Source organism: Azovibrio sp., from assembly GCF_049658005.1.
Classification (GTDB): Bacteria; Pseudomonadota; Gammaproteobacteria; order Burkholderiales; family Rhodocyclaceae; genus Azovibrio.
The window spans coordinates 11,670-34,823 of record NZ_JBASOH010000139.1; the positions used below are offsets into that span (position 1 = coordinate 11,670).

The 23,154-nt window shown below is 63.7% G+C and carries 26 protein-coding genes; 12 read left to right on the forward strand and 14 right to left on the reverse strand.

Annotation, left to right across the window (positions count from 1 at the left end):
• Positions 1 to 37: 37 nt before the first annotated feature.
• Together hisH and hisB are read right to left on the reverse strand one after the other, a co-directional pair.
• Entirely contained in the window at positions 38 to 676 is a 639-nt protein-coding gene (gene hisH / locus WBH99_RS14140) for an imidazole glycerol phosphate synthase subunit HisH (RefSeq protein WP_424220765.1), read from the reverse strand.
• A complete protein-coding gene (gene hisB, locus WBH99_RS14145) occupies positions 673 to 1,260 on the reverse strand; it encodes an imidazoleglycerol-phosphate dehydratase HisB (protein ID WP_424220739.1) in 588 nt (195 codons plus the stop codon). The genes hisH and hisB overlap by 4 nt, the downstream gene beginning before the upstream one ends.
• A 78-nt stretch (positions 1,261 to 1,338) precedes the next feature.
• On the opposite strand from hisB, the gene hisC reads away from it, so the two are divergent.
• Together hisC and WBH99_RS14155 are read left to right on the forward strand one after the other, a co-directional pair.
• The gene (hisC, locus tag WBH99_RS14150) at positions 1,339 to 2,415 is read left to right on the forward strand and encodes a histidinol-phosphate transaminase (protein WP_424220766.1); all 1,077 of its coding nucleotides are present in this window, start codon (positions 1,339 to 1,341) and stop codon (positions 2,413 to 2,415) included.
• 23 nt (positions 2,416 to 2,438) lie between these two features.
• The gene (locus WBH99_RS14155; protein ID WP_424220740.1) at positions 2,439 to 3,131 is read left to right on the forward strand and encodes a nitroreductase; all 693 of its coding nucleotides are present in this window, start codon (positions 2,439 to 2,441) and stop codon (positions 3,129 to 3,131) included.
• A gap of 134 nt (positions 3,132 to 3,265) precedes the next feature.
• Here WBH99_RS14155 and hisD read toward each other — a convergent pair whose 3' ends face one another.
• Positions 3,266 to 4,567, reverse strand: a complete 1,302-nt coding sequence (hisD, locus tag WBH99_RS14160; RefSeq protein WP_424220741.1) for a histidinol dehydrogenase — start codon at positions 4,565 to 4,567, stop codon at positions 3,266 to 3,268.
• Between the two features lie 2 nt (positions 4,568 to 4,569).
• Positions 4,570 to 5,214 carry an ATP phosphoribosyltransferase gene (gene hisG / locus WBH99_RS14165; protein ID WP_424220742.1) on the reverse strand — a complete coding sequence of 215 codons (645 nt, stop codon included), beginning with the start codon at positions 5,212 to 5,214 and terminating at the stop codon, positions 4,570 to 4,572.
• A gap of 147 nt (positions 5,215 to 5,361) precedes the next feature.
• On the opposite strand from hisG, the gene WBH99_RS14170 reads away from it, so the two are divergent.
• From WBH99_RS14170 to WBH99_RS14180, 3 genes are read left to right on the forward strand one after another with little or no spacing between them, the layout of a single operon-like run.
• Entirely contained in the window at positions 5,362 to 6,660 is a 1,299-nt protein-coding gene (locus tag WBH99_RS14170; protein ID WP_424220743.1) for an HD-GYP domain-containing protein, read from the forward strand.
• Positions 6,657 to 9,479 (forward strand): EAL domain-containing protein, encoded by a 2,823-nt coding sequence (locus tag WBH99_RS14175; RefSeq protein ID WP_424220744.1) that lies wholly within the window; start codon positions 6,657 to 6,659, stop codon positions 9,477 to 9,479. The genes WBH99_RS14170 and WBH99_RS14175 overlap by 4 nt, the downstream gene beginning before the upstream one ends.
• Before the next feature lie 49 nt (positions 9,480 to 9,528).
• On the forward strand, positions 9,529 to 9,912 hold the full coding sequence (locus WBH99_RS14180; RefSeq protein ID WP_424220745.1) for a hypothetical protein: 384 nt from the start codon (positions 9,529 to 9,531) through the stop codon (positions 9,910 to 9,912).
• Between the two features lie 130 nt (positions 9,913 to 10,042).
• On the opposite strand, the gene murA is transcribed toward WBH99_RS14180, so the two are convergent.
• Genes murA through WBH99_RS14230 form a run of 10 tightly spaced genes read right to left on the reverse strand, consistent with a single transcriptional unit; the run spans position 10,043 to position 16,995 of the window.
• Positions 10,043 to 11,296: a UDP-N-acetylglucosamine 1-carboxyvinyltransferase gene (gene murA, locus WBH99_RS14185; protein WP_424220746.1), complete on the reverse strand. Its 1,254-nt coding sequence runs from the start codon at positions 11,294 to 11,296 to the stop codon at positions 10,043 to 10,045.
• On the reverse strand, positions 11,289 to 11,528 hold the full coding sequence (locus WBH99_RS14190) for a BolA family protein (protein WP_424220747.1): 240 nt from the start codon (positions 11,526 to 11,528) through the stop codon (positions 11,289 to 11,291). The genes murA and WBH99_RS14190 overlap by 8 nt, the downstream gene beginning before the upstream one ends.
• 5 nt (positions 11,529 to 11,533) lie before the next feature.
• On the reverse strand, positions 11,534 to 12,295 hold the full coding sequence (locus WBH99_RS14195) for an ABC transporter permease (RefSeq protein ID WP_424220748.1): 762 nt from the start codon (positions 12,293 to 12,295) through the stop codon (positions 11,534 to 11,536).
• Positions 12,295 to 13,209 carry an ABC transporter ATP-binding protein gene (locus WBH99_RS14200; RefSeq protein ID WP_424220749.1) on the reverse strand — a complete coding sequence of 305 codons (915 nt, stop codon included), beginning with the start codon at positions 13,207 to 13,209 and terminating at the stop codon, positions 12,295 to 12,297. The genes WBH99_RS14195 and WBH99_RS14200 overlap by 1 nt, the downstream gene beginning before the upstream one ends.
• Before the next feature lie 14 nt (positions 13,210 to 13,223).
• Complete coding sequence (locus WBH99_RS14205; protein ID WP_424220750.1) at positions 13,224 to 13,508, reverse strand: STAS domain-containing protein; 285 nt, start codon at positions 13,506 to 13,508, stop codon at positions 13,224 to 13,226.
• A gap of 30 nt (positions 13,509 to 13,538) precedes the next feature.
• Entirely contained in the window at positions 13,539 to 14,153 is a 615-nt protein-coding gene (locus WBH99_RS14210; protein ID WP_424220751.1) for an MlaC/ttg2D family ABC transporter substrate-binding protein, read from the reverse strand.
• A 41-nt stretch (positions 14,154 to 14,194) separates the two neighbouring features.
• Positions 14,195 to 14,932, reverse strand: coding sequence for an MlaA family lipoprotein (locus tag WBH99_RS14215; protein ID WP_424220752.1), 738 nt, complete (start codon positions 14,930 to 14,932; stop codon positions 14,195 to 14,197).
• Complete coding sequence (mlaD, locus tag WBH99_RS14220) at positions 14,929 to 15,399, reverse strand: outer membrane lipid asymmetry maintenance protein MlaD (RefSeq protein ID WP_424220753.1); 471 nt, start codon at positions 15,397 to 15,399, stop codon at positions 14,929 to 14,931. The genes WBH99_RS14215 and mlaD overlap by 4 nt, the downstream gene beginning before the upstream one ends.
• Entirely contained in the window at positions 15,396 to 16,214 is an 819-nt protein-coding gene (gene mlaE / locus WBH99_RS14225) for a lipid asymmetry maintenance ABC transporter permease subunit MlaE (protein ID WP_424220754.1), read from the reverse strand. The genes mlaD and mlaE overlap by 4 nt, the downstream gene beginning before the upstream one ends.
• Complete coding sequence (locus WBH99_RS14230; protein WP_424220755.1) at positions 16,183 to 16,995, reverse strand: ABC transporter ATP-binding protein; 813 nt, start codon at positions 16,993 to 16,995, stop codon at positions 16,183 to 16,185. Before WBH99_RS14230 ends, mlaE begins: the two co-directional genes overlap by 32 nt.
• 129 nt (positions 16,996 to 17,124) lie before the next feature.
• Here WBH99_RS14230 and WBH99_RS14235 point away from each other — a divergent pair, with 129 nt between their 5' ends.
• The 7 genes from WBH99_RS14235 to WBH99_RS14265 all read left to right on the forward strand — a co-directional run bounded on the left by WBH99_RS14235 (position 17,125) and on the right by WBH99_RS14265 (position 23,147).
• A complete protein-coding gene (locus WBH99_RS14235) occupies positions 17,125 to 17,544 on the forward strand; it encodes a sigma 54-interacting transcriptional regulator (RefSeq protein ID WP_424220756.1) in 420 nt (139 codons plus the stop codon).
• Positions 17,541 to 18,920, forward strand: coding sequence for an ExeA family protein (locus WBH99_RS14240; protein ID WP_424220757.1), 1,380 nt, complete (start codon positions 17,541 to 17,543; stop codon positions 18,918 to 18,920). The genes WBH99_RS14235 and WBH99_RS14240 overlap by 4 nt, the downstream gene beginning before the upstream one ends.
• 277 nt (positions 18,921 to 19,197) lie before the next feature.
• Positions 19,198 to 19,467, forward strand: a complete 270-nt coding sequence (locus tag WBH99_RS14245) for a hypothetical protein (RefSeq protein WP_424220758.1) — start codon at positions 19,198 to 19,200, stop codon at positions 19,465 to 19,467.
• A gap of 414 nt (positions 19,468 to 19,881) precedes the next feature.
• Positions 19,882 to 20,139, forward strand: a complete 258-nt coding sequence (locus WBH99_RS14250; RefSeq protein ID WP_424220759.1) for a type II toxin-antitoxin system Phd/YefM family antitoxin — start codon at positions 19,882 to 19,884, stop codon at positions 20,137 to 20,139.
• The gene (locus tag WBH99_RS14255) at positions 20,129 to 20,410 is read left to right on the forward strand and encodes a Txe/YoeB family addiction module toxin (protein ID WP_424220760.1); all 282 of its coding nucleotides are present in this window, start codon (positions 20,129 to 20,131) and stop codon (positions 20,408 to 20,410) included. Before WBH99_RS14250 ends, WBH99_RS14255 begins: the two co-directional genes overlap by 11 nt.
• A 177-nt stretch (positions 20,411 to 20,587) precedes the next feature.
• Positions 20,588 to 21,379 carry a hypothetical protein gene (locus tag WBH99_RS14260; protein ID WP_424220761.1) on the forward strand — a complete coding sequence of 264 codons (792 nt, stop codon included), beginning with the start codon at positions 20,588 to 20,590 and terminating at the stop codon, positions 21,377 to 21,379.
• Between the two features lie 25 nt (positions 21,380 to 21,404).
• Positions 21,405 to 23,147 (forward strand): type I secretion system permease/ATPase, encoded by a 1,743-nt coding sequence (locus tag WBH99_RS14265; protein ID WP_424220762.1) that lies wholly within the window; start codon positions 21,405 to 21,407, stop codon positions 23,145 to 23,147.
• Positions 23,148 to 23,154 lie beyond the last annotated feature (7 nt).

The following is a 23,154-nucleotide window of genomic DNA, read 5'->3' on the forward strand; positions in this document are numbered from 1 at the left end:
GGAGTTTTCTTGTGAAAGCCGGGTGAGCCGGATCAGCTCAGCCAGCGGGTTGCCAGGAAACAAAGTTTTTCAGGAGTTGCAACCCGTCCCGGGCGCTTTTTTCCGGATGAAACTGAACAGCGAAGATATTAGCCCGCCCCACCGCACAGGTAAAGGGCAGGCCATATTCGCAGCAGCCTGTCACCAGGGCCTCGTCTTCGGGCTGGACGCAGTAGCTGTGCACGAAATAGAAACGGGCGCCGTCCTCGATCCCGGCCCAGAGGGGATGAGGTTTCTGCCAGACCCGGTTCCAGCCCATGTGCGGCACCTTGAGGCGGGCGCCGTCGGGAGCCACCATGGTTTCGGGGAAACGCCGCACCTGGCCGGGGAACACGCCCAGACCAGACACATCGCCCTCTTCGCTATGTTCGAACAACATCTGCAAACCAATGCAAATGCCCAGAAAAGGCTTGTCCTTCGCCGCCTGGAGCACGGCAGGCTTGAGCCCCCGGGCCTCCAGCTCCGCCATGCAGTCGGGCATGGCGCCCTGACCGGGAAACACCACCCGCTCGGCCACCGCCACCTGGGCCGGGTCGGAGGTGACGAGCACCGGCTCGCCCCCGGCCACATGTTCCAGGGCCTGGGAGACGGAGCGCAGATTGCCCATGCCGTAGTCGATGACAGCGATCGCCATCAGAGCACTCCCTTGGTGGAAGGCACGCTGCCGGCCTGGCGCGCATCGGGGGTCACCGCCATGCGCAGGGCCCGGCCGAAGGCCTTGAAAATGGTTTCGGCCTGATGATGGGCATTCCTGCCCTTCAGGTTGTCGATGTGCAGGGTCATGCCGGCATGATTGACCAGGCCCTGGAAAAATTCGGCGAACAACTGGGTATCGAGGCCGCCCAGGCTGGCGCGAGTGAATTCCACTGCCATGAAGAGGCCGGGACGGCCGGACAGGTCGATCACCACCCGGGACAAGGCCTCGTCCAGGGGCACATAGGCGTGGCCGTAACGGCTCAACCCCTGCTTGTCGCCCCAGGCCTGGGCCAGGGCCTGGCCCAGGGTGATGCCGACATCTTCGACCGTGTGGTGGGCATCGACATGCAGATCGCCCTTGGCTTCGATATCCAGGTCGATCAGGCCGTGCCGGGCGATCTGGTCGAGCATGTGATCAAGAAAGTGCACGCCGGTGGCGAACCGGCCCTGACCGCTGCCATCCAGATTGAGCCGGACCGTGATCCGGGTTTCCAGGGTGTTACGGGAAATTTCGACTTGCCGCATGAGGCTTGGCCCAAGGGATTTGAACAGGCGGCCATGATACCATTTCACCCTTTCTGCAAAGCCCCCGAGCGCCACGCCATGTGCCAGTACTGGAGCGCCGTTGTCCGCGGCCTGACCCCCTACACCCCGGGCGAGCAACCCAAGCTCGCCAACCTCATCAAGCTCAACACCAACGAGAACCCCTACCCGCCTTCCCCCCGGGTGGTCGCGGCGATCCAGGCCGAACTGGGGGACGACGGCGCCCGCCTGCGCCTCTACCCGGACCCCGACGGCGAGCGTCTCAAGGCCGCCGTGGCCCGGCAGTTTGCTTCCCTTGACATCGGCCCGGAACAGGTTTTCGTCGGCAACGGTTCCGATGAGGTGCTGGCCCATGTCTTCCAGGCCCTGTTGAAGCACGAGGCCCCGATCCTCTTTCCCGACATCACCTACAGCTTCTACCCGGTGTATTGCGGCCTGTATGGCATTCCGTACGAAACCATTGCCCTGGATGAGCATTTCGCCATCCGGCCCGGGGACTATACCCAGCCCAACGGCGGCATCGTCTTCCCCAACCCCAACGCCCCCACCGGCCGGCCCCTGGCGTTGTCCGGGATCGAAACCATGGTGCTTGCCAACCCGGATTCGGTGGTGGTGATCGACGAAGCCTATGTGGATTTCGGCGCCGACACCGCCATCGCCCTGGTCAGCCAGCACCCCAACCTGCTGGTCACCCAGACCCTGTCCAAGTCCCGCTCCCTGGCCGGGCTGCGGGTGGGCTTCGCGGTCGGCCACCCGGACCTGATCGAAGCGCTGGAGCGGGTCAAGAACAGCTTCAATTCCTACCCCCTGGACCGCCTGGCCCTGGCAGGGGCCATGGCCGCCCTGGACGACGCGGCCTGGTTCGAGCAGACCCGCCAGGCCGTCATCCAGAGCCGCGAGCATCTGAGCCAGCGCCTGGGCAAACTCGGCTTCACGGTCATTCCCTCCGCCGCCAACTTCGTCTTTGCCCGCCACCCGGACCGGGATGCCGCCGAGCTGGCCCGGCAACTCCGCGAGCGCAGCATCATCGTGCGCCACTTCAAACTGCCCCGCATCGACCAGTTCCTGCGCATCAGCATCGGCACCGACGGCGAATGCGCCGCCCTGCTTGCTGCGCTCACCGAAATTCTTGCCTGATACCCACCCCCGGAGACCCCACCATGACGACTCAAACCTCCATCCCGTCCGTTGATGCCGCGATCCGCTCGCGCCGCTCCATCCGCAACTTCCTGCCCACCCCGGTGCCGCGCGAACTGCTGGCAGAAATACTGGAACTGGCCGCCCGCGCCCCTTCCGGCACCAATGTCCAGCCCTGGAAGGTCTATGCCCTCACCGGCGCCCCCAAGGCGGCCCTATCCGCCGCCATCCTGGAAAAATACGAGCGCGGCGAAATGGAAGGGCGCGAATTCGACTACTACCCCAAGGAATGGAAGGACCCCTGGCATTCCCGCCGCAAGAAGATCGGCCTGGGCCTCTATGGCCTGCTTGGCATCGCCAAGGACGACAAGGCGCGCATGAAGCATCAGACCGGACGCAACTATGTCTTTTTTGACGCCCCCGTCGGCCTCATCTTCACCATGGACCGCTGCCTGGGTGAAGGCATGTTCCTCGACTACGGCATGTTCATGGGCAACCTGATGATCGCCGCCCGGGCCCGGGGCCTCGACACCTGCGCCCAGCTCTCCTTTGCCGACTACCCCAGAACCGTGGCCGCCAGCCTCGGCCTGCCCGACAACGAACGGGTGGTGTGCGGCATGGCCCTGGGTTATGCCAACCCCGAAGCGCCGGAAAACCAGCTCGTCACCGAACGCGAGCCGGTGGAAAACTTCACCGACTTCCGCGGTTTCGACTGAGCCGCGGCTTCGGCTGACCTTTCGACTGCGCTTTCGACGGCCCCTTTCGACGGCCCCATTGCGGGCGGACTCCGCCGGCGCCCTGCCGCTCAGACCCGCCGGGCTGCTCGGGCAGGGAGAAGCCGCGCCGGAAATCAGCGCTCCAGGCGCAGGCGGGCGGACTGGGCGTGCGCGGGCAGGCCCTCGCCGTCGGCCAGCGTAGCGGCGACCCGACCCAGGCTCTGGGCTCCGGCCCGCGACACCCGGATCAGGCTGGTGCGCTTCTGGAAGTCATAGACCCCGAGCGGCGAGGAGAAGCGGGCACTGCCGGAAGTGGGCAGCACGTGGTTGGGGCCGGCGCAGTAGTCACCCAGGGATTCGGAAGTCCAGGGGCCGATGAAGATGGCGCCGGCGTGGTGGATCTTTTCCACCCAGGCATCGGGCTCGGCCAGGGAGAGTTCGAGGTGCTCGGGCGCCACCCGGTTGGCAAGGGCGACGGCTTCTTCCAGATCCTTCACCCGAATCAGGGCGCCGCGATTTTGCAAGGAGGTGCGGATCACCTCCTGGCGCGCCATGCTGGGCAGCAGCTTCTCGATGCTGGCCTGGACCTTGTCGATATAGGCGGCATCCGGGCAGACGAGCAGGCTTTGCGCCAGTTCGTCGTGCTCGGCCTGGGAAAACAGGTCCATGGCGACCCAGTCCGGGTCGGTCGTGCCGTCGGCGAGCACGAGGATTTCCGAAGGCCCGGCCACCATGTCGATGCCGACGATGCCAAATACCCGGCGCTTGGCGCAGGCCACATAGGCATTGCCGGGGCCGACCACCTTGTCGACCTGGGGAATGGTTTCGGTGCCGTAGGCCAGGGCGCCTACCGCCTGGGCGCCGCCAATGGTCAGCACCCGATCCACCCCGGCGAGGCAGGCGGCGGCGAGCACCAGGGCGTTCTTTTCGCCGCCGGGGGTGGGCACCACCATGATCAGTTCCTTGACCCCGGCCACCTTGGCGGGAATCGCATTCATCAGCACCGAAGAGGGGTAAGCGGCCTTGCCGCCGGGCACATAGAGGCCGACCCGGTCGAGCGGCGTCACCATCTGGCCGAGCCGGGTGCCGTCCGCCTCGGTGTAGCTCCAGCCTTCCTGCACCTGTTTTTCGTGGAAGCGGCGGATGCGCTCGGCCGCGGTTTCCAGGGCGGCGCGGCGCTCGTGGGCAAGCCCATCCAGGGCCGCCTGCAATTGGGCTCGGGGCAGTTCCAGGGCGGCCATGGAGGCGGCTGCGAGCCGGTCGAAACGGTTGGTATATTCGACCACGGCGGCATCGCCCCGGGCTTTCACCTCGGCCAGGATGGCGACCACGGTCCGTTCGATGGCCTCGTCCTGGGCGCCCTCGAAGGCGAGCAGCGCCTGCAGTCGTTGCGGAAAATCGGGAGTGCGGCTGTCGAGCCGCTGGATGGCCAGCATATTCACGTCTCCACGGCGCCCGCGAAGGCGTCGATGATGGGTTGCAGGGTTTCCCGCTTCAATTTCAGGGCCGCCTGGTTCACCACCAGCCGGCTGGAAATGTCCAGGATGTGCTCTACCGCCACCAGCCGGTTGGCCTTCAGGGTGGCTCCGGAGGAGACCAGATCGACGATGGCATCGGACAGGCCCACCAGGGGGGCGAGTTCCATGGAGCCATAGAGCTTGATCAGGTCGACATGGACGCCCTTGGCGGCGAAGTGCTCCCGGGCCGTGCTGATGTACTTGGTGGCCACCTTGAGGCGGGCGCCCTGCTGCACGGCGCTGGCGTAGTCAAAGCCCTCGGGCACGGCCACCATCATCCGGCATTTGGCGATGGCAAGGTCGAGGGGCTGATACAGGCCGGCGCCGCCATGCTCGATCAGCACGTCCTTGCCCGCCACGCCCAGATCAGCGGCACCGTACTGGACATAGGTAGGCACGTCGGAAGCGCGCACGATGATGAGCCGCACATGCGCCTGGTTGGTCGCGATGATGAGTTTTCTGGAGCTTTCCGGGTTCTCGCTCGGCACGATGCCGGCGGCGGCCAGGAGGGGCAAGGTCTCGTCGAAGATGCGGCCCTTGGAGAGGGCGAGGGTGATACCGTTCACGGGCACGTCCGGGCGGGATAAAGGCGTGATTCTAGCGTAAAGCCCGGGGCCGGCTGAACCACTTCTCGCCCTGCGCACACCGGAACTGCACAGCAACCCCACCCGACACGTTAAATTAGGGATAATCCCCCCTGAGGAGAGGATTCCGTGCCTGAAGACAGTACGACCGACCGCACTACGCCAAGCCACCCCTATATTGCCGCCGAGCAGCTGCAGGTCGGCCTCCACATCTTCGTCGACCTGCCCTGGTTTGGCCACCCGTTCGCCCTCAACAGTTTCAAGATCAGCAGCGAAGCCCAGATCCGCGAGCTGCGCGCCCTGGGAAAAGCCCGATTCCGCTTCGACCCGGACCGCAGCGATACCCTGTCCGAGCCTCCCCCGCTGGCGCCGCCCGCCCCCGCTGCCACCCCCACCCCGGACCTCACCCCGGACCCGGCGCAAACCCAGGCCCCTGATGTTCTCCGCCTGGCGCAATACCGGCAGCGCATCGAACAGGTGGACAAGGCCTTTCTCAAGGCGGGCGGCATCTTGCGTCAGATCAACCGCAATCTGCTGCAAAACCCCGGGGAAACCCTGCTGGAAATAGGCAAGCTGGTGGATCAGATGGTGCTCGCCTTCCTGGAGCACCCCGAAGTCACCCTGCATGTAATGGGCGACAAGTGTGGTGGCGACGAGGTCTATTTCCACGGCCTCAATGTCTCTGTGCTCGCCATGATGCTCACCAAGCGCCTCGACTTCAGCCCCGATAAGGCCCGCCTCCTCGGCCTGGGCGCCCTGCTGCACGACATCGGTCTGATGGAGGTGCCCGACCGGGTCCTCAAGAAGAAACCCTCCGAATGCACCCGGCCGGAGCGGGAGCTGCGCGCCCTTCATTGCGAGTACGGCGTCAAGCTGGCCAGGCAACTGGGGCTTGATCCCGAAGTGCAGGCCATCATCTACCAGCATCACGAATTGGCCGACGGCTCGGGCTATCCTCTGGGCCTGAAACTCGACAAGATCAGCCCGCCAGCCCGGGTCGTGAGCCTGGTCAACTTCTATGACAAGCTCTGCAACCCGATCGACCTGGCCGAGGCCCTGTCCCCGCACGAGGCCCTGTCCTTCATGTTCGCCCAGCGGCGCAACAAGTTCGATGCGGTGATCCTGCAACAGATGATCCGCTGCCTGGGCGTCTACCCTCCGGGTACCCTCGTCAGCCTCTCCGACGGAACCATCGCCATGGTGATGTCGGTCAATCCGGCCAAGCCCCTGCGCCCCTGCGTCATGCTCCACGCTGCATCCGTCCCCAAGGAAGCCGCGCCCATCCTGGACCTGGAACAGGAAACCGACATCAACATCAGCAAGGCCATCCGCCCCAGCATGCTGCCGCCGCGCACCTACGCTTACCTGAGCCCACGCCAGCACGTGACCTACTTCTTCGACAGCAACGCCACGACAAAGAGGGAATGATGCCCCTCAGCCCTTCCCCCGAAGCCTTGCTGCTCGAGCACTGCAACGAAATCCTGCTGCTGGTCGACGGGGCCAGTCTGGCCATCCGCATGGCCAACCAGGGCGCTTTGCGACACCTGGGCTACCGCCTGGAGGCGCTGGAGGGCCGCCCCATCACCGACATCGAATGTTCCCTTGCCGATATCTTCTTCTGGGAAGACGTGCGCCAGGGCATCGCCCCCGAAATGCAGGGAGCGGATGCCACTTACCTGATGGCCAACGGCGAACTCCTGAGCGTCACCCGGAACATTTCCCGGGCCGATCACCATTCCGGCCTGCTGGTGATCTGCGCCACCCCGGTGGGCCAGTTGCGCCGCACCGAGGCGGAACTGGCCGATATGGGCGCCCGCCTGCGCGCCACCCTGGAGGCGACGGCAGATGGCATCCTGCTGATGGATCGCAGCGGTGCCATCGTCAACATGAACCGCCGGCTCTCCTGCCTCTGGCAGATTCCCGAAGCCCTGCTGCTCGCCCACGACGACCAGGCGATCCAGTCCTATCTGGCCAGCCGCATGGCCGACCCGGAAGCCTATCTGCGCCGCATGGCCGAAATCCGCCCGGACGAGGAAGACGAAACCCTGGACGTCCTGCAACTGGCGGACGGCCAGTACTTCGAACGCAAATCCCGCCCGGCCCGGCAGAACCAGCTCATCATCGGCCGGGTCTTTTCCTTCACCGACATCACCGCGCGCAAAACTTCCGAGACCCGGCTCAAGCTGGCCGCCAGCGTGTTCACCCACGCCCAGGAAGGCATCATGATCACCGACCCGCACGGCACCATCGTCGACGTCAATGAGACCTTCACGCGCATCACCGGTTACAGCCGGGCCGAGGCGCTGCAGCACAATGCCCGCATCCTCAGTTCGGGACGCCAGGGGCCAGAGTTCTATGCCGCCCTCTGGCGCGACCTGTCCCTCAAGGGCCATTGGCAGGGTGAAATCTGGAACCGGCGCAAAGACGGCACCCTGTACGCGGAAATGCTCAATATCGCGGCAGTGCGCAATGAAGCGGGCCAGATTTGTCACTATGTCGCCCTGTTCTCCGACATCACCACCATCAAGGAACACCAGAGCCAGCTCGAACGCATCGCCCACTACGACGCCCTGACCGGGATGCCCAACCGGGTGCTGCTGGCGGACCGTCTGCAGCAGGCCATTGCCCGTACCCGACGCGACAGCAAGCTGATGGCGCTGGTGTACCTGGACCTGGACGGTTTCAAGGAGGTCAACGACACCCACGGCCACGAAACCGGGGATGAGTTGCTGATTGCCATTTCCCAGCGGCTCAAGGACACCCTGCGCGCCGGCGACACCCTGGCCCGGCTCGGGGGCGACGAATTCGTGGTGGTGCTGACCGATCTGGACGGCATGGAGGAGTGCAAACTTGTCCTGGAACGCCTGCTGCGAGCGGCGGCGGCCTCGATCCCGATCAAGGGGGTTGCCCTGCAACTGTCGGCCAGTCTGGGGGTCACCCTGTTTCCTCACGACGGCAGCGATGCCGACACCCTGCTGCGCCATGCGGATCAGGCCATGTACCAGGCCAAGCAAGGCGGCAAGAATCGTTACCATCTGTTTGATCCAGAGCGAGACCGTCAGGCCAAAACCCACTGGGAAAGCATCAGCCGCCTCACCCAGGCGCTGGAGCAGCGGGAATTCGAACTGTTCTATCAGCCCAAGGTGCACATGCGCAGCGGCCAGGTGATGGGCGCCGAAGCCTTGTTGCGCTGGCGCCACCCCGAGCGCGGACTGGTGGCCCCGGGAGAATTCCTGCCCATGATCGAGGGCACCGATCTGATCGCCCAGATTGGCGACTGGGTCATGGACACGGCCCTGGCCCAGATGAGCCAGTGGCAACAGGCGGGCCTGAAAATGCCCGTCAGCGTCAACATTGCGGCCCACCATCTGCAAAAGGAAGACTTCCTGCCGCGCCTGCTCGAGAAGCTGGCCCGGCACCCGGACATTCCGCCCACCTGGCTCGAGCTGGAAGTCCTGGAAACCGCCGCCCTGGAAGGCATTGCCCATATTTCCCGGGTCATCGAAGGCTGCCGGGCCCTGGGGGTGGATTTTTCCCTGGATGATTTTGGCACCGGCTACTCCTCCCTCACCTATCTGAAACGCCTGCCCGCCGGGGTCCTCAAGATCGACCAGAGCTTCGTGCGCGACATGCTCTGGGATACGGAGGACCTGGCCATCGTCGAGGGGGTGATCGGCCTGGCCGCCGCCTTCCGCCGCAGCGCCATTGCCGAGGGCGTGGAAAGCGCTGCCCACGGCGCGCTGCTGCTACGCCTGGGCTGCGAACTGGGCCAGGGCTACGGCATCGCCCGCCCCATGCCGGCGGATCAGGTGCTCGACTGGGTCAGGACATGGCAGCCGGAACAGAGCTGGCAAGCGCCGCACAACGCCCCCTTGAGCCGCGATGACATGGCTACCGCCTATGCCGAAGTGGACTTGCGCCACTGGTGCCGCGCGCTGGAACACCACCTGCTTGGCGCCATCCCCGCCCCGCCGCCGCTCGCTTCGCCAGAATGCCATTTCGGCCAGTGGTATGCCGGAGCAGGACGAGCCCGCTATCAGGAACAAGCCCTGTTCGCCCCCCTGGGTGAACTTCATGAACAGTTGCACCAACTGGCCAACAGGCTGGTGGCCGAGAAGGCCGCCGGACGGGAAACCGACCTCGAGCCTGCCCTGGCCCAATTGCTGGAACTACAGGACCAGTTGATCGCCGGCTTGCAACAACTTCCCCTGGCCCTTCACCCCACCCCGCGCCCGGGCACCGCCTGACCCCTCGGACTGGCAGCGCCTGGACTGCGCATTTTCCCCGGGAGTTTTCATGAGCACCTTCACCAAAGTCATACTCTATACCGGCGCCGACGGCCGGGCCCATTTCCGCGAAGAGCAGGTGGCGCTGCTGGAGGGCACGCCCCAGGCCCGCCTCTCGACCCTCTACCCGGCGAGCGGCTACCAGCTGCGCATCAGTCCCGTGGGTTTCAGGAGTGATTTCCACTGCACCACTTCGCCCCAGTGGACCATCATCCTCGCCGGCCAGATGGAAATCGGCCTCAGGGACGGCAGCTCCCGCCTCTTCAAGGCAGGCGATCACTTTTATTCGAACGACCTGGTGCCCGAAGGGGAGCGCTTCGACCCCGCAGTCCATGGCCACTGGAGCCGCCAGGTGGGGGACGAACCCTTGCAGACCCTGTTCCTCAAGGTGTGATAAAGCCGGGTGTGAAAATAGCCTATGAAAAAACCGGCCCCGGGCCGGCTACCGATCGGCTGTCCACAGCGGGACCAAAGCGGAGCCACAGCGGAGCCCAAGCGGGACCCCAGCGGGAGACCACGACGCCTCAGTGGATGCGCCTCACCTGAGCCCCCAGGCGGGCCAGTTTTTCCTCGATTCGCTCGTAGCCGCGATCCAGGTGATAAATGCGGTCGATGATGGTTTCCCCCTGGGCGGCCAGCGCCGCGATCACCAGAGAGGCGGAGGCGCGCAGGTCGGTGGCCATGACGGTCGCACCCTGCAGTCGGGCGACGCCGCGCACCACGGCATTGCTGCCTTCGATCTGGATATCCGCTCCGAGGCGCTGCAGTTCGCTGGCGTGCATGAAGCGGTTTTCGAAGATGGTTTCACGAATGCTGGCAACCCCGTCGGCGACGCAGTTGATGGCCATGAACTGGGCCTGCATGTCGGTGGGGAAGGCGGGATAGGGAGCCGTGCGCAGGCTGACGGCCTTGAGCCGGGCCGGAGCCTTGAGCTCGATGGCATCACGCTCCATGACGACTTCGCAGCCGGCATCCATGAGTTTGTCCACCACCGCATCCAGATAAGCGGCTGAGGTTTTGAGCAGGCGGACCTGGCCGCCGGTGGCGGCGGCGGCGCAAAGATAGGTGCCGGTCTCGATCCGGTCCGGCATGATCGAATGCTCGGCCCCCCGCAGCTGTTCCACCCCCTGGATGCGGATGATGTCGGTGCCGGCGCCGGAGATCCGGGCGCCCATGCTGATCAGGCAATTGGCCAGATCCACCACTTCCGGTTCCCGGGCGGCGTTTTCGATGATGGTTTCACCCTCGGCCAGACAGGCCGCCATCATCAGGTTTTCGGTACCGGTCACGGTGACCATGTCGGTGCAGATGCGGGCGCCCTTGAGGCGGCTCGCCGTGGCGTGGATGTAGCCCTGCTCGACGCTGATTTCGGCCCCCATGGCCTGTAGCCCCTTGATGTGTTGATCCACCGGGCGGGCACCGATGGCGCAGCCGCCGGGCAGGGAAACCCGGGCTTCGCCGCAGCGGGCCAGCAGGGGGCCCAGTACCAGGATCGAGGCGCGCATGGTCCGCACCAGATCATAAGGTGCCAGGGGATTGTTCAGATCACCGCCATCCAGCACCAGGCCATCGGCCCCGTCCAGGGTCACGCCCACGCCCATCTGGGCCAGCAGGCGCAGCAGGGTGGAGATGTCGTTGAGATGGGGCAGATTGCGCAGCTTCAAAGGCTCGGCGCTGAGCAGGGCGGCACACAGAATCGGCAGGGCCGCATTCTTGGCCCCGGAAATGGTGACTTCGCCAAAAAGGGCGATGCCGCCCCGGATTGCAAGCTTATCCACGGGCACTCCATTCTTCCGGAGTGTAGGTTTTCAGGGACAGCGCGTGCAGCTCGCCGCTATCGAGCTGGGGCTTGATGGTCTGATTGACGCGCTGATGGCGCAGGATGCGGCTCTTGCCGGAAAATTCCGCACTGACCACCACGGCCTCGAAGTGCCGGCCATCGCCGGCGACCTGCAGATGGGTGCAGTTCAGGCCCTGCCGGATGAGGGTTGCGATTTGTTCAGGATCCATGATGTTCAAGTGCGCAGTTTCCAGCCCCTTTTTAGGAGCGACAAGGTCAGCAGGGCAAGTCCGGTGAAACAGACAAGGATGACGATCAGGCTTTGCCCGGGATCCACATCGGAGACCCCGAAAAAGCCATAGCGAAAACCGTCAATCATGTAAAAGACGGGATTGTAATGGGAGGCCACCTGCCAGAACCGGGGCAGGGTGTGAATCGAGTAAAAGACGCCGGATAGCATGGTCAGGGGCATCACCAGAAAGTTCTGGAAAGCGGCCAGTTGATCAAACTTGTCGGCCCAGATCCCGGCAATCACTCCCAGGCTGCCCATGATTCCCCCGCCCAGCAGGGCAAACAGCAGGACCCAGCCGGGAGCCGCCAGCCCGGAGGAGACAAAGGGCAAGGTCACCAGCCAGACGCCCAGCCCCACCACCAGCCCACGGATGGCGGCCGCCATGACAAAGGCCCAGAAGAAGGCTCCGTGGGAAATGGGAGGCAGGAGCACGAATACGATGGAGCCGGTGACTTTGGACTGGATCAGGCTCGACGAGGAATTGGCAAAGGCATTTTGCAGCACCGACATCATCACCAGGCCCGGCACCAGGAAGGCGGCATAGGGCACGCCATGCACTTGCCGGTCCGCCTCCAGCACATGGCTGAAGATGAGCAGATACAACAAGGCGGTCAGCACGGGGGCCGCCACCGTCTGAAAGGCCACCCGCCAAAAGCGCAGCAATTCCTTGTAGAGCAGGGCCCGAAAGCCGTTCAACTCAAACATCACCCGCCCTCCTTGCCAGTCCCGACGATGCTCATGAAGACATCCTCCAGGTCAGGAGACTGGAGTTGCAAGTCCTCGATCTGGACCCCGGCCAGCCGCAAGGCAGCCAGGATGCCTTCGAGTTGCTGCAGTTGCTCCAGATGCAGTTGCAGTTCGCCCTCCCGGGCGGCACGGCTCAAGGGCAGCAGGTCCTGCGGCAGGACCTGCCCTTCGGCCAGCCGCAGCACCAGGGTATGGCCGGTGAAACGGGCAAGGAGGTTGGCCGTGCTGTCCAGCGCCAGGATGCGGCCCTGTTTCATCAGGGCAATGCGCCCGCAGAGAGCTTCCGCCTCTTCCAGGTAATGGGTGGTGAGGATGATGGTGTGGCCGTCCTGATTCAGGCGGCGAATGAAACGCCACAGCCCCTGGCGCAGTTCCACATCGACACCGGCGGTGGGTTCATCCAGCACGATCACCGGGGGCCGGTGCACCAGGGCCTGCGCCACCAGCACCCGGCGCTTCATGCCGCCGGACAGGTAGCGCATATTGGTGCCGGCCTTGTCGGTGAGGTCGAGGTTGTGCAGGATTTCGTCGATCCAGGCGTCGTTGCGGCGCAGGCCGAAATAGGCCGACTGGATGCGCAGGGTTTCCCGCACGGTAAAGAAGGGATCAAAAACCAGTTCCTGGGGAACAATCCCGAGCAGCCGCCGGGCTGCCAGGTAATCCTGGACCACATCCCGCCCCAGCACGGTGATACGGCCATGGTCAGGCCGCGCCAGGCCGGCAAGACAGGAAATGAGGGTGGTCTTGCCGGCGCCATTGGGGCCCAGCAGGCCGAAGAACTCGCCTTCGGCAATATCCAGACTGACCCCGTCCAGGGCGGTGAAGGCGCCAAAACACTTGACCACGCCGGCAAAGGAAACCGCAAGCTCCATCGCAAACGCCGGGCTCAGGCCCGGGCAAAGACTTCGTCGAGGTCGTACAGGCTGGCCAGGGCGGCCAATCCGGCGGGGACGGCATGTAAACTCATGCTCCCCCCTGCTGCCCGGCTGCGACGCAACCATTCCAGCAGCACGGCCAGCCCGGCAGAATCAGCCTGCTCAACCCGGGAAAGATCCACGACCCAGGGCGAGGGCTGCGCAAAAAAAGGAAGGCCCGCTTCCAGCAGGGCACTGGCGGTATCCATGGTCATGGGCACCTGAACCTGCAAACGATGGTCTTCGCGCTCAATCATGACGGATCAATAAAGTGAGACGGCACGACATCAGGCTGCCTTGCCGGCAACAAGCGACTTGTTCTTGGCTTCCAGAGAGTGGATCAGTCCGTCGATGCCGCCATTACGGATCTCCTGGGCAAAGGATTCCCGGTAATTGGTCACCAGACTGACCCCCGACACCACGACGTCATACACCCTCCAGCCCTTGTCGCTCTTTTCCAGGCTGTAATCCAGCTGGATGGGACGGGCGCCAGGCTGAATCACTTCAGTGCGCACCAGCACATCGGTGTCGCCCGGATTCATCTTGAACGGACGGTAACGCACGACCTGATCACGATAGGCCGACAGGGCATTGGAATAGGTGCGCACCAGCAGTTCCTGGAACTGCCGGGTGAGCAGATCCTTCTGCTGCGGCGTGGCCTTGTTCCAATCACGCCCCACGGCCAGCGACGTCATGCGCCTGAAATTGAAATAAGGCAGCACCTTGGTCTCTACCAGATCAATGGTCTTCTGGGTGTTGCCATTCTGGATATCCTTGTCCTGGCGCACCGCCGCCAGCACATCTTCGGTGACGCTCTTGACCAGGACGTCCGGCGCCATCTCCTGGGCGGCCGCTCCCGCACTCAGGAGCACTGCAAAAACGAGAGAAAGGAGTTGCTTCATGACTTGATCCTGGGCCCTGTTTTGGTTGTCTTTAGTTGTCTTTAGTTGTCATCCAGACGCGGCGGCTTGCCGTCGTGCACCTGGGAATTGCGGTGCTGCAGATAGGCTGAGCGGATATAGGCGTATTTATCCAGGGCGGCTTCGTCCACCACCCTGTCCGTCGGCAACAGGCTGGCCCGCACCTCCACGCCACGCAGGACACTCAGGCTGTTGCGCAGCGGGACATCATCCACCTGCCGCCAGAGCGGGTAAGAATACTGATCCACTCCCCAGCCCGCCAGGTCGCGCATGGTGTTGGGGCCGATCAAGGGCAGGAATACATAGGGACCATCCGGCACGCCCCAAACCCCGAAGGTCTGACCGAAGTCTTCATCACCGGCTCCCATGCCCAACTCGCTGGCGACATCGAAGAGACCAAAAATACCCACGGTGGAATTCACCAGCAGACGCCCGAAACCGGTCAGTCCCTCTTCGGCCTTGCCTTGCAGCAAAGCATTGGCACCGCGATTCACATCCCAGATGTTTTCGTACAGATTGTGGATGCTCATCTTGGCGGGCAGGGGCACGGCGGCGTCATAGCCTTTGGCCAGGGGTTTCAAGGCGACCTTGTCGATGCCCTCGTGGACCGAGAACATGGCCCGGTTGAAGCCCTCGAAAGGGTCCTTGTCGCTCGGCGCCCGGGCCGTCCCGGCACAACCTGCAAGCAGGGCCAGCGCCATCAGGGCCAAAGTGGCTCGCCATCCGCAAGCGACGGATTCCAGCTGGGAATTCTTGTTCATTTTTTATCCTGACTCTCGGCTGCCTTGCTGAAGAGGAACTGGCCCACCAGTTTCTCCAGGACGACAGCCGACTGGGTTTTGAAGATGGTGTCTCCGGTCGCCAGTTTCCGTTCATCACCGCCGGGTTCGAGGCCCACATACTGGTCGCCCAGCAGGCCCGAGGTGTAGATGGAGGCAAAGGTGTCCTTGGGAAAGGTGTAGCGGGTATCAATATTCAGCAATACCACGGCCTCATAGGTTTCCGGATCGAAACGGATATCGGCCACCCGACCCACCACCACTCCGGCACTCTTCACCGGTCCTCTCACCTTGAGGCCGCCGATGTTATCAAACTTGGCCTGCAGTTGATACGTGTGCTCGATCTGGGCGCCGGAAAAACTGCCCACCTTGAATGCCAGAAACAACAGCGCCGCCATGCCAAGCGCGACAAAGAAACCAACCCAGAGGTCGAGGGTAGTGCGGTTCATGGGGTTCCCCGGAACATGAAAGAGGTCAACACAAAATCCAGCGCCAGAATGGCCAGAGCGGAAGTTACCACAGTGCGGGTGATGGCCCGGGATACGCCCTCGGCCGTCGGGTCCGCATCATAGCCTTCAAAGACGGCAATCAGCGCCACCGCCACACCAAAGACAAAGCTCTTGACGAAGCCATTCCATACGTCATAGCGAAAATCCACGGCATCCTGCATCTGCGCCCAGAACGAGCCATCATCCACGCCAATCAGCACCACGCCGATGAACCAGCCCCCAAAAATCCCCATGCTGGAGAACATGGCAGCCAGCAAGGGCATCGAAATCACCCCGCCCCAGAAGCGCGGCACCACGACCCGGGCGACCGGGTCCACGGCCATCATGTCCATCGCCTTCAACTGTTCGGTGGTCTTCATCAGGCCGATTTCAGCCGTGATGGCCGACCCGGCCCGGGAGGCAAACAACAGCCCCGCCACCACCGGACCCAGTTCCCGCAACAAGGAAAGCGCCACCACGGTGCCCAGGGCATCAGCCGAACCGTAACGCTGCAGGATTTCGTAACCCTGCAGGCCCAGCACCAAACCGACGAACAGGCCGGACACCAGGATGATGATCAGGGACAGCACGCCACTGAACCAGATCTCCCTCAAGGTGAGGGGATAGCGGCGCAAGATGGCGCCGGAATTGAGCAGCACCGCCAAGGAAAAACGGCTGGCATGCCCGAGCCGGGCGATCTTGTTTACCACCAGGGAACCCAGGCTGCGCAGGATGGCGAGAGGATTAAACACGCCCCACCTCCTGCAGCAGGTCATCCAGGATGGGGGGGGCTTTCAGATGGAAGGGGACGGGGCCATCCGCTTCTGCATAGACGAATTGATGCACGAAAGGGTCCCTGGAATGGCGGATCTCATCCGGCGTGCCTTCGGCCACGACCTGCCCCCCTGAAATGAAGTAGATGTAATCCACGATCAGCAGGGATTCCTGAACGTCGTGGGTGACCATGATGGAAGTGGCCCCCAGGGCATCATTGAGGCGCCGGATCAACTGCCCGATCACCCCCAGGGAAATGGGGTCCAGGCCGGTAAAGGGCTCGTCATACATGATCAGGGAAGGGTCCAGGGCAATCGCCCGAGCCAGGGCCACCCGCCGCGCCATGCCGCCGGAAAGGGAATTGGGCATCAGATCCTTGGCGCCGCGCAGGCCAACAGCCTGAAGCTTCATCAACACCAGGTCGCGGATCATTGCCTCGGGCAGGCGGGTGTGTTCCCGCAAGGGAAACGCCACATTCTCGAAAACGGACAAATCGGTAAACAGGGCGCCAAACTGAAAGAGCATGCCCATGCGCCGGCGCATGGCAAAAATCTGCGACCGGCTCATCTCGTTGATCACCTGGCCATCGACATCGATCTTGCCGGCCGAAGGACGCAACTGGCCGCCGATGCAGCGCAGCAAGGTCGTCTTGCCGCAACCGGAGCCGCCCATGATGGCCACCACCTTGCCCTTGGGAATGCGCATGTTGACACCCTGCAGCACGGGCTTGCCACCGTAATCAAACTGGAGGTTGTCGATATCGACCAGAATTTCGTCAGACATGCGGGGCTGATCAGGCAAGTGGGTATCGGAAGGGCGGATTCTAGCAGAGTCCTCCGGAAAGGCGTATGCCCCGAGGAATCCGCGTGGCTATAATCGGCCCATTGCACAACCGCAGACCCTGGCCAGACCATGCCGACACCCAAACCGCTACCCCAGCCGCTGCCCCAGCCGCTGCGGCTCATCGTCCACGATGAACCGGTCATTCCGCAATCCCCGGCCTTCACCCCGGCCTTCACCCCGGCCTTCACCCTGACCTTCACCCGGGCCGACCCTCCCGCCGCGCCGGTCCAGCCGAGGCGCCCGCTGGCCGGTGAGAGCCCGGCCTCGAATGCGCGGCAACTGCAGATCCCGCCATTTGCCGGCGCCCTTGCCGGCGCCCCCTATCTTGTCCTGATCGCCGGCGAATCCGGCAGGGGCAAGGAGCCCGTCGCCCAATCGGGCCGGCACCGCCAGACCCGGCGCAGCCCGCCGCCCTTCCTGGCGATAAACCGTGCTGTCCGGCGCCGCAGCGCCGTCTCCAACCACCTCGAAGCCTGGAGCCGCGCTTGAGCCTTTACCTGGACCACTTCGGCCTCGATGAAGCCCCCTTCCGCATCACCCCCCATCCGGATTTCTTCTATGCCGGGGCGAACCGGGGCCCGGTTCTGGACGCCCTGCTCCACGCCCTGGGAGATGAGGAAGGCATCATCAAGGTGAGCGGCGAAGTGGGCAGCGGCAAGACCATGCTCTGCCGGATGCTGCTGGAACGCCTGGGCGACCGGGTAGACAGCATTTACCTGGCCAACCCCTCCCTCTCCCGGCGCGAAATCCTCGTCGCCATCGGCGATGACCTGGGCCTCGAACTGCCCCCGGAAGGCACCCGCGGCATGACCCGGGCCCTGCAAAAAGCCTTGCTGGAGCGCCATGGAGCCGGGCGGCGTGTGGTGCTGCTGATCGACGAAGCCCACGCCATGCCGGCCGAATCCCTGGAAGAGGTCCGGCTGCTTTCCAATCTGGAATCCCGGCACAGCAAGCTCTTGCAGATCGTCCTGTTCGGCCAGCCGGAACTGGACGACCGCCTGGCCCGGCAGGACCTGCGCCAGCTGCGGGAGCGCATCACCCAGCATTTCCAGCTGCAACCCCTGCCGCGAGCAGATGTGGCCGCCTATCTGGAGTTTCGCCTGCGTACCGCCGGCTACCGCGGCCCCAACCCCTTCACCCCGGCGGCCACGCACCTGATCGCCAAAGCCTCCGGGGGCCTTACCCGGCGCATCAACATTCTGGCCGACAAGGCCCTGCTGGCAGCCTTCTCCCGGAACCTGCACCAGGTGGACCGGCCCCAGGCCCAGGCCGCCATTACCGACGCCCGCTTTCAACCCATCCAGCCGCAGCGTGTAAAACAGCCCCTGTCAAAGCCCCTGTCAAAACCCCTATTCTGGCGCAAACCCCTGGGGCTGGGGCTGGGGCTGGGGACCGGAGGGCTACTCGCCGCCCTGTGGGCTTTCGGCAAATCGCCCGGGCAGCAGACCCCGCCCCCCGCTCCGCCAGCCAGTCCGGCGCCCCACCTCACCTCTGCTCCCCCCCAAGAACCGGCCGCGGCCAAGCCCGTCCCGCCATCCTCCGGCCTGCCGCCCCGAACCGCCGCCCGGCTCGCCGCCTTCGAGGAGTGGATTCCGCTGGCCGACCCGACCCACTTCACCCTGCAACTGCTGGTCACCGACCTGGGCAGCAGCGGTGACGTGGAAGGCTTCCTGGAACGCATTCCGGCAGGCATGGACGCCGACACGCTGCGGGTGTACCGCGCCGGCCCACCGGGCCGCGAGCGGCTCGGCGTCATCTATGGCGACTATTCGAGCCGCACCGCGGCCAACACGGCGCTCCGGCAACTGCCCGACAGCATCCGCGCCAGCGGCCCCTATCCGCGCAGCATAAGCCGGTTACCCTGACAATCCCGGTGGGCGAGAACCTCGCTCCAAAAGTCGCATGGCAAATCCATGGATTGGTGGCTTGGCCAGTTTTTGCACCCTATAACCGGCAACATGGGCAGCAGGCAATGCGCGGCACACCGTTCGGGTGGTGACGCGGCATGGTTCTTACTGTTCCAGCATTACCATCAAGCAAGGAGCAAGCAATGCGACTGACAAGTAAAGGACAGGTCACAAAGGACAGGTCACCATCCCCCAAAACATCCGCGAGCTTGCTGGCTTGGTGCCGGGGTGCGAAGTGCGCTTTCAATTCCGCAATGGCCAGGTCCTTCTGGAAAAGGTCGAATCCGACGCCACCTTGCAACGACAACGCATTCTGGCCGCCATCCAGAATGTGGCGGGGAGCGCTACCGCCAATCGCGACTTGCGCACCGCCGACATGTTCTGCATGACGCGTCTGCGCATTCAGCGCAGTGACCTGCCTTGGGAAGCGGCACATCTGGCGGGCCAGGCCTTTCTGCAATATCACCGTCAAGGCGGGACGCGAACATCGCCCTTGCCTGACTAATGGCGCACATGCCCAAACGGCGGGTCTGCCGCTGCTCGCTCATCGAGCCATGTCCCGGCGACATCAACCGACTCACCACCTTCGCCTTCAATTCCTTCGAGTCTTTCACTTCGCCCTCTTCCTCACCCCGCGCCCAGTTACCCCGATTCTAAATCGGGTTCAGAGGACAACTATCCTGACTCAGGGGGCTGCCCCCATCGGGTGACGCCTGAAAATCCGTTGAAACGGGCTTCCAGTCCAGCATCGTGCAGATTTACCTGAACTCAACTGCCGGAAATGGGATGAAGCGGGCGACCTGCAGCGCCTTGCGCTGGGTCTTGAGTTGTTCGAGGGTCTGGACACCTGCCTTGCAAACGTGCACGCAATGCCTTGGACTTGTTCAAGAAATAGCACAACTCTCAAGGGGCCATCGTCATGCGCGTAGTGAATTTCTCCGAGGCACGCAACAGCCTCAAAAATGTGATCGATCAGGTCATCGACGATGCCGACTACACGGTCATCGCACGCCGGGATGCCCCCGATGCGGTCCTGATGTCGCTGGACACTTTCAACGGCCTGATGGAGACCGTCCATCTACTGAAGTCCCCTGCGAACGCCGCCCACCTGACCCGCTCCATCGAGCAGTACCGCCAGGGACAGGTGAAGCCGCGGGACTTGGTCGATGCCGATTGAAGACAAACGGCTGAAACTGACCTGGACCCTGGCCGCTTGGGACGATTACGAATACAGGCAGGGCCAGGACAAGAAGACCCTCAAGCGCATCAACGCCCTGATCGAGGACTGCCTGCGTCACCCTTTTGAGGGCATCGGCAAACCCGAGCCCCTCAAGGAAAACCTCTCGGGCTTCTGGTCGCGCCGCATCGACGCCACCCACCGGCTGGTTTACTGCGTCGACGACCAGGCCTTGGTGGTCATCGCCTGCCGTTACCACTGCCTGCAATAATCCTGAATCCGGCCGTTACCTGCCCCGTTACCTGGTCAATGCGAGCGGCTCTGGGGGGAGCCAGGGCGGGGGCGGCCGGGTGATTTTCGCCACCCCATCGTCCACGGACGCCTTCCAGCGCTTGGCCTGGGGCAACGGCTTTGCAACTGCGCGGACATGGCGCAAGGCCGCCCGGATATGGGCGATGCGCGCCGCCCGCTTGTCCACGGCGGCAGGCATCGGCGGCAAGCATCGGCGGCAGGTATCGGCGGCAAGTCAACGGCCACACCTGGGGCGTGCTGGCAGGAAATTCCGTTTTTCTGGATTCATATAGGAAACGTCGTTATACTCGCTTCCTATATGAAAAATATCCTCAATATTTCATTGACCACCACGCCTGAGCAGCGGGATCAGCTGGCTGCTTTGCAGCAGGCTTTTGCGCAGGTGTGCAATGCCTTGGCGCCAGTGGTGGTGCAGACCCGGTGCTGGAATCGGGTGGGGCTGCATCACATGACCTACCGGGGCTTGCGCGAGCGTTTTCCGCAGCTGGGTTCGCAGATGGTGTGCAATGCCATTTATTCGGTGTGCCGGGCTTCCCGCGCCGTGTACCGGGCGCTGGAGGGCAAGCCTCTGCCCTTGTTGCGTTTTCTGCCGGATGCACCGGTGTTCTTCGATCGCCATACCTTGAGTATCAAGAATGGGCTGTTGTCGATGTACACCCTGGATGGGCGTATTCATTTTCAGCTGGGTCTTGCGGATGAGGCCTTGCGCCGCTTTCAGGAAGAGCGGCTCAGGGAGATCGTTTTGCTGCGTGACCGCCAGGGGTATTCCTTGCGCTTTGCCTTTGCGGGCCAGGACAGCGAACTGGAGCAGGGAGGGGCGGTGGCGGAGTTGCCGGAGTTCGTGCTGGTGTTGCCGCAGCATGAGGCGGCTGGGCAGGATGGGGTGCGTCTGGCGGCCGAGGCGGCCGGCGCAGTGCTGCCGGGCTGAGGCCCGGCATTGTGGAGTTTGAGTGATGAAACCAGATCAGAAACATTCCTCGTTGTATGTGGCCGTGATGGCAGAGTGGCCTTTGCTGCGCCGGGCCTTGCTGTTCAGTTTTTGCATCAGCTTGCTGGTGCTGGCGCCGTCCTTGTACATGCTGGAGGTGTATGACCGGGTGGTGAATAGCCGGAACGAGATGACACTGGCCATGCTGACCGCCCTGGTTTTCCTGGCCTATGTGGTGATGGAGGTGCTGGAGTGGGCGCGGACCGGGGTGCTGCGGCGGGCCGCCGAGGCGGTGGATCGCAAGGTGGGGGAGCGGATCTTCAATACCGTGTTCGAGGCGAATTTGCGCCGCATTCCCGGGGTCGGCGTACAGCCTTTGCAGGATATGCGCACCCTGCGCGACTTTTTGTCCAGTCCGCCCATGACGGGCATGATGGATGCCCCGATGTCCCTGATTTTCGTGGTGGTGGTGTTTTACATCCACCCCTGGCTCGGGGTGATGTCCCTGGTCAGCGCGGTGCTGCAGGTGGGGGTGGCTTTCATGACGGAGCGCAGTTCCCATGCGCCGCTGAAGGAGGCGAACCGCTTTGCCGGGCAGGCTCAGAATTATGCCAGCAACAGTTTGCGCAATGCCCAGGTGATCGAGGCCATGGGCATGCAGTCCGGCATCCACAAGCGCTGGCTGGAGTTGCAGCACCAGTTGCTGATCCACCAGGCGAAGGCATCGGAAAAGGCCGGGGGGTTCGGAGCGCTGGCGAAGCTGGTGCAGTTGAGCACGTCTTCCCTGATGCTGGGTCTGGGCTGCTGGTTGATCATCGATGGTTTGTTTACCGGCAGTTCGGGCTTGCTGATGGTGGCTTCGATCCTGGGCGGGCGGGTATTGGCGCCCATCGTGCAGGTGATTGGCGGCTGGAAGAATGTGGTGGGTGCGCGGGAGGCTTATGCCCGTCTGGTGCGTCTGATGACGGAAGTGCCTTTGCGTGAACCGGGGATGCCCTTGCCGGCGCCGCAGGGCAATCTGACGGTGGAAAATCTGGTCGCGGGCGCGCCGGGTACTTCGTCGGTGCCGATCCTGCGCGGCGTGAGCTTTGCGGTGCCGGCCGGCAAGTTGCTGGTGGTGGTGGGACCTTCGGCTTCGGGTAAATCGACCTTGAGCCGTCTCCTGGTAGGAGTGTGGCCGGCCTTGAGCGGCAAGGTGCGCCTCGATGGGGTGGATATCTTTCCCTGGAACAAGGCGGAGCTGGGCCCGTATGTGGGTTATCTGCCCCAGGATGTGGAGTTGTTCGAAGGGACCCTGGCCGAGAATATCGCCCGCTTCAATGAGGTGGACCTTGCCCAGGTGGAAGCCGCTGCGCGCTCGGTGGGGCTGCACGAATTGATCATGAGTTTTCCCAAGGGTTATGACACCAATATCGGGGATGAGGGGTGTTTCCTGTCGGGTGGGCAGCGCCAGCGGGTGGGTCTGGCCCGGGCGATTTATGGAACGCCGAAACTGGTGGTGCTCGATGAGCCCAATTCCAGCCTCGATGAGCAGGGCGAGGCGGCCCTGGCGGCGACCTTGCAGGAACTGAAGGCCAAGGGGGTGACGGTGATTGTGGTGACGCACCGTACCAATGTGTTGCAGTTTGCCGACCTGATGCTGGTGATGCAGGAGGGCGCAGTGAGACTGTTCGGCCCTCGTGACGAGGTTCTGCGCGCGCTGCAGCGGGCCGCCCAGCCTGCGCCGCCTGCGGCCATGGCGGCTGCCCCGGCGGCCGTGGCCGCCTGATTGATCT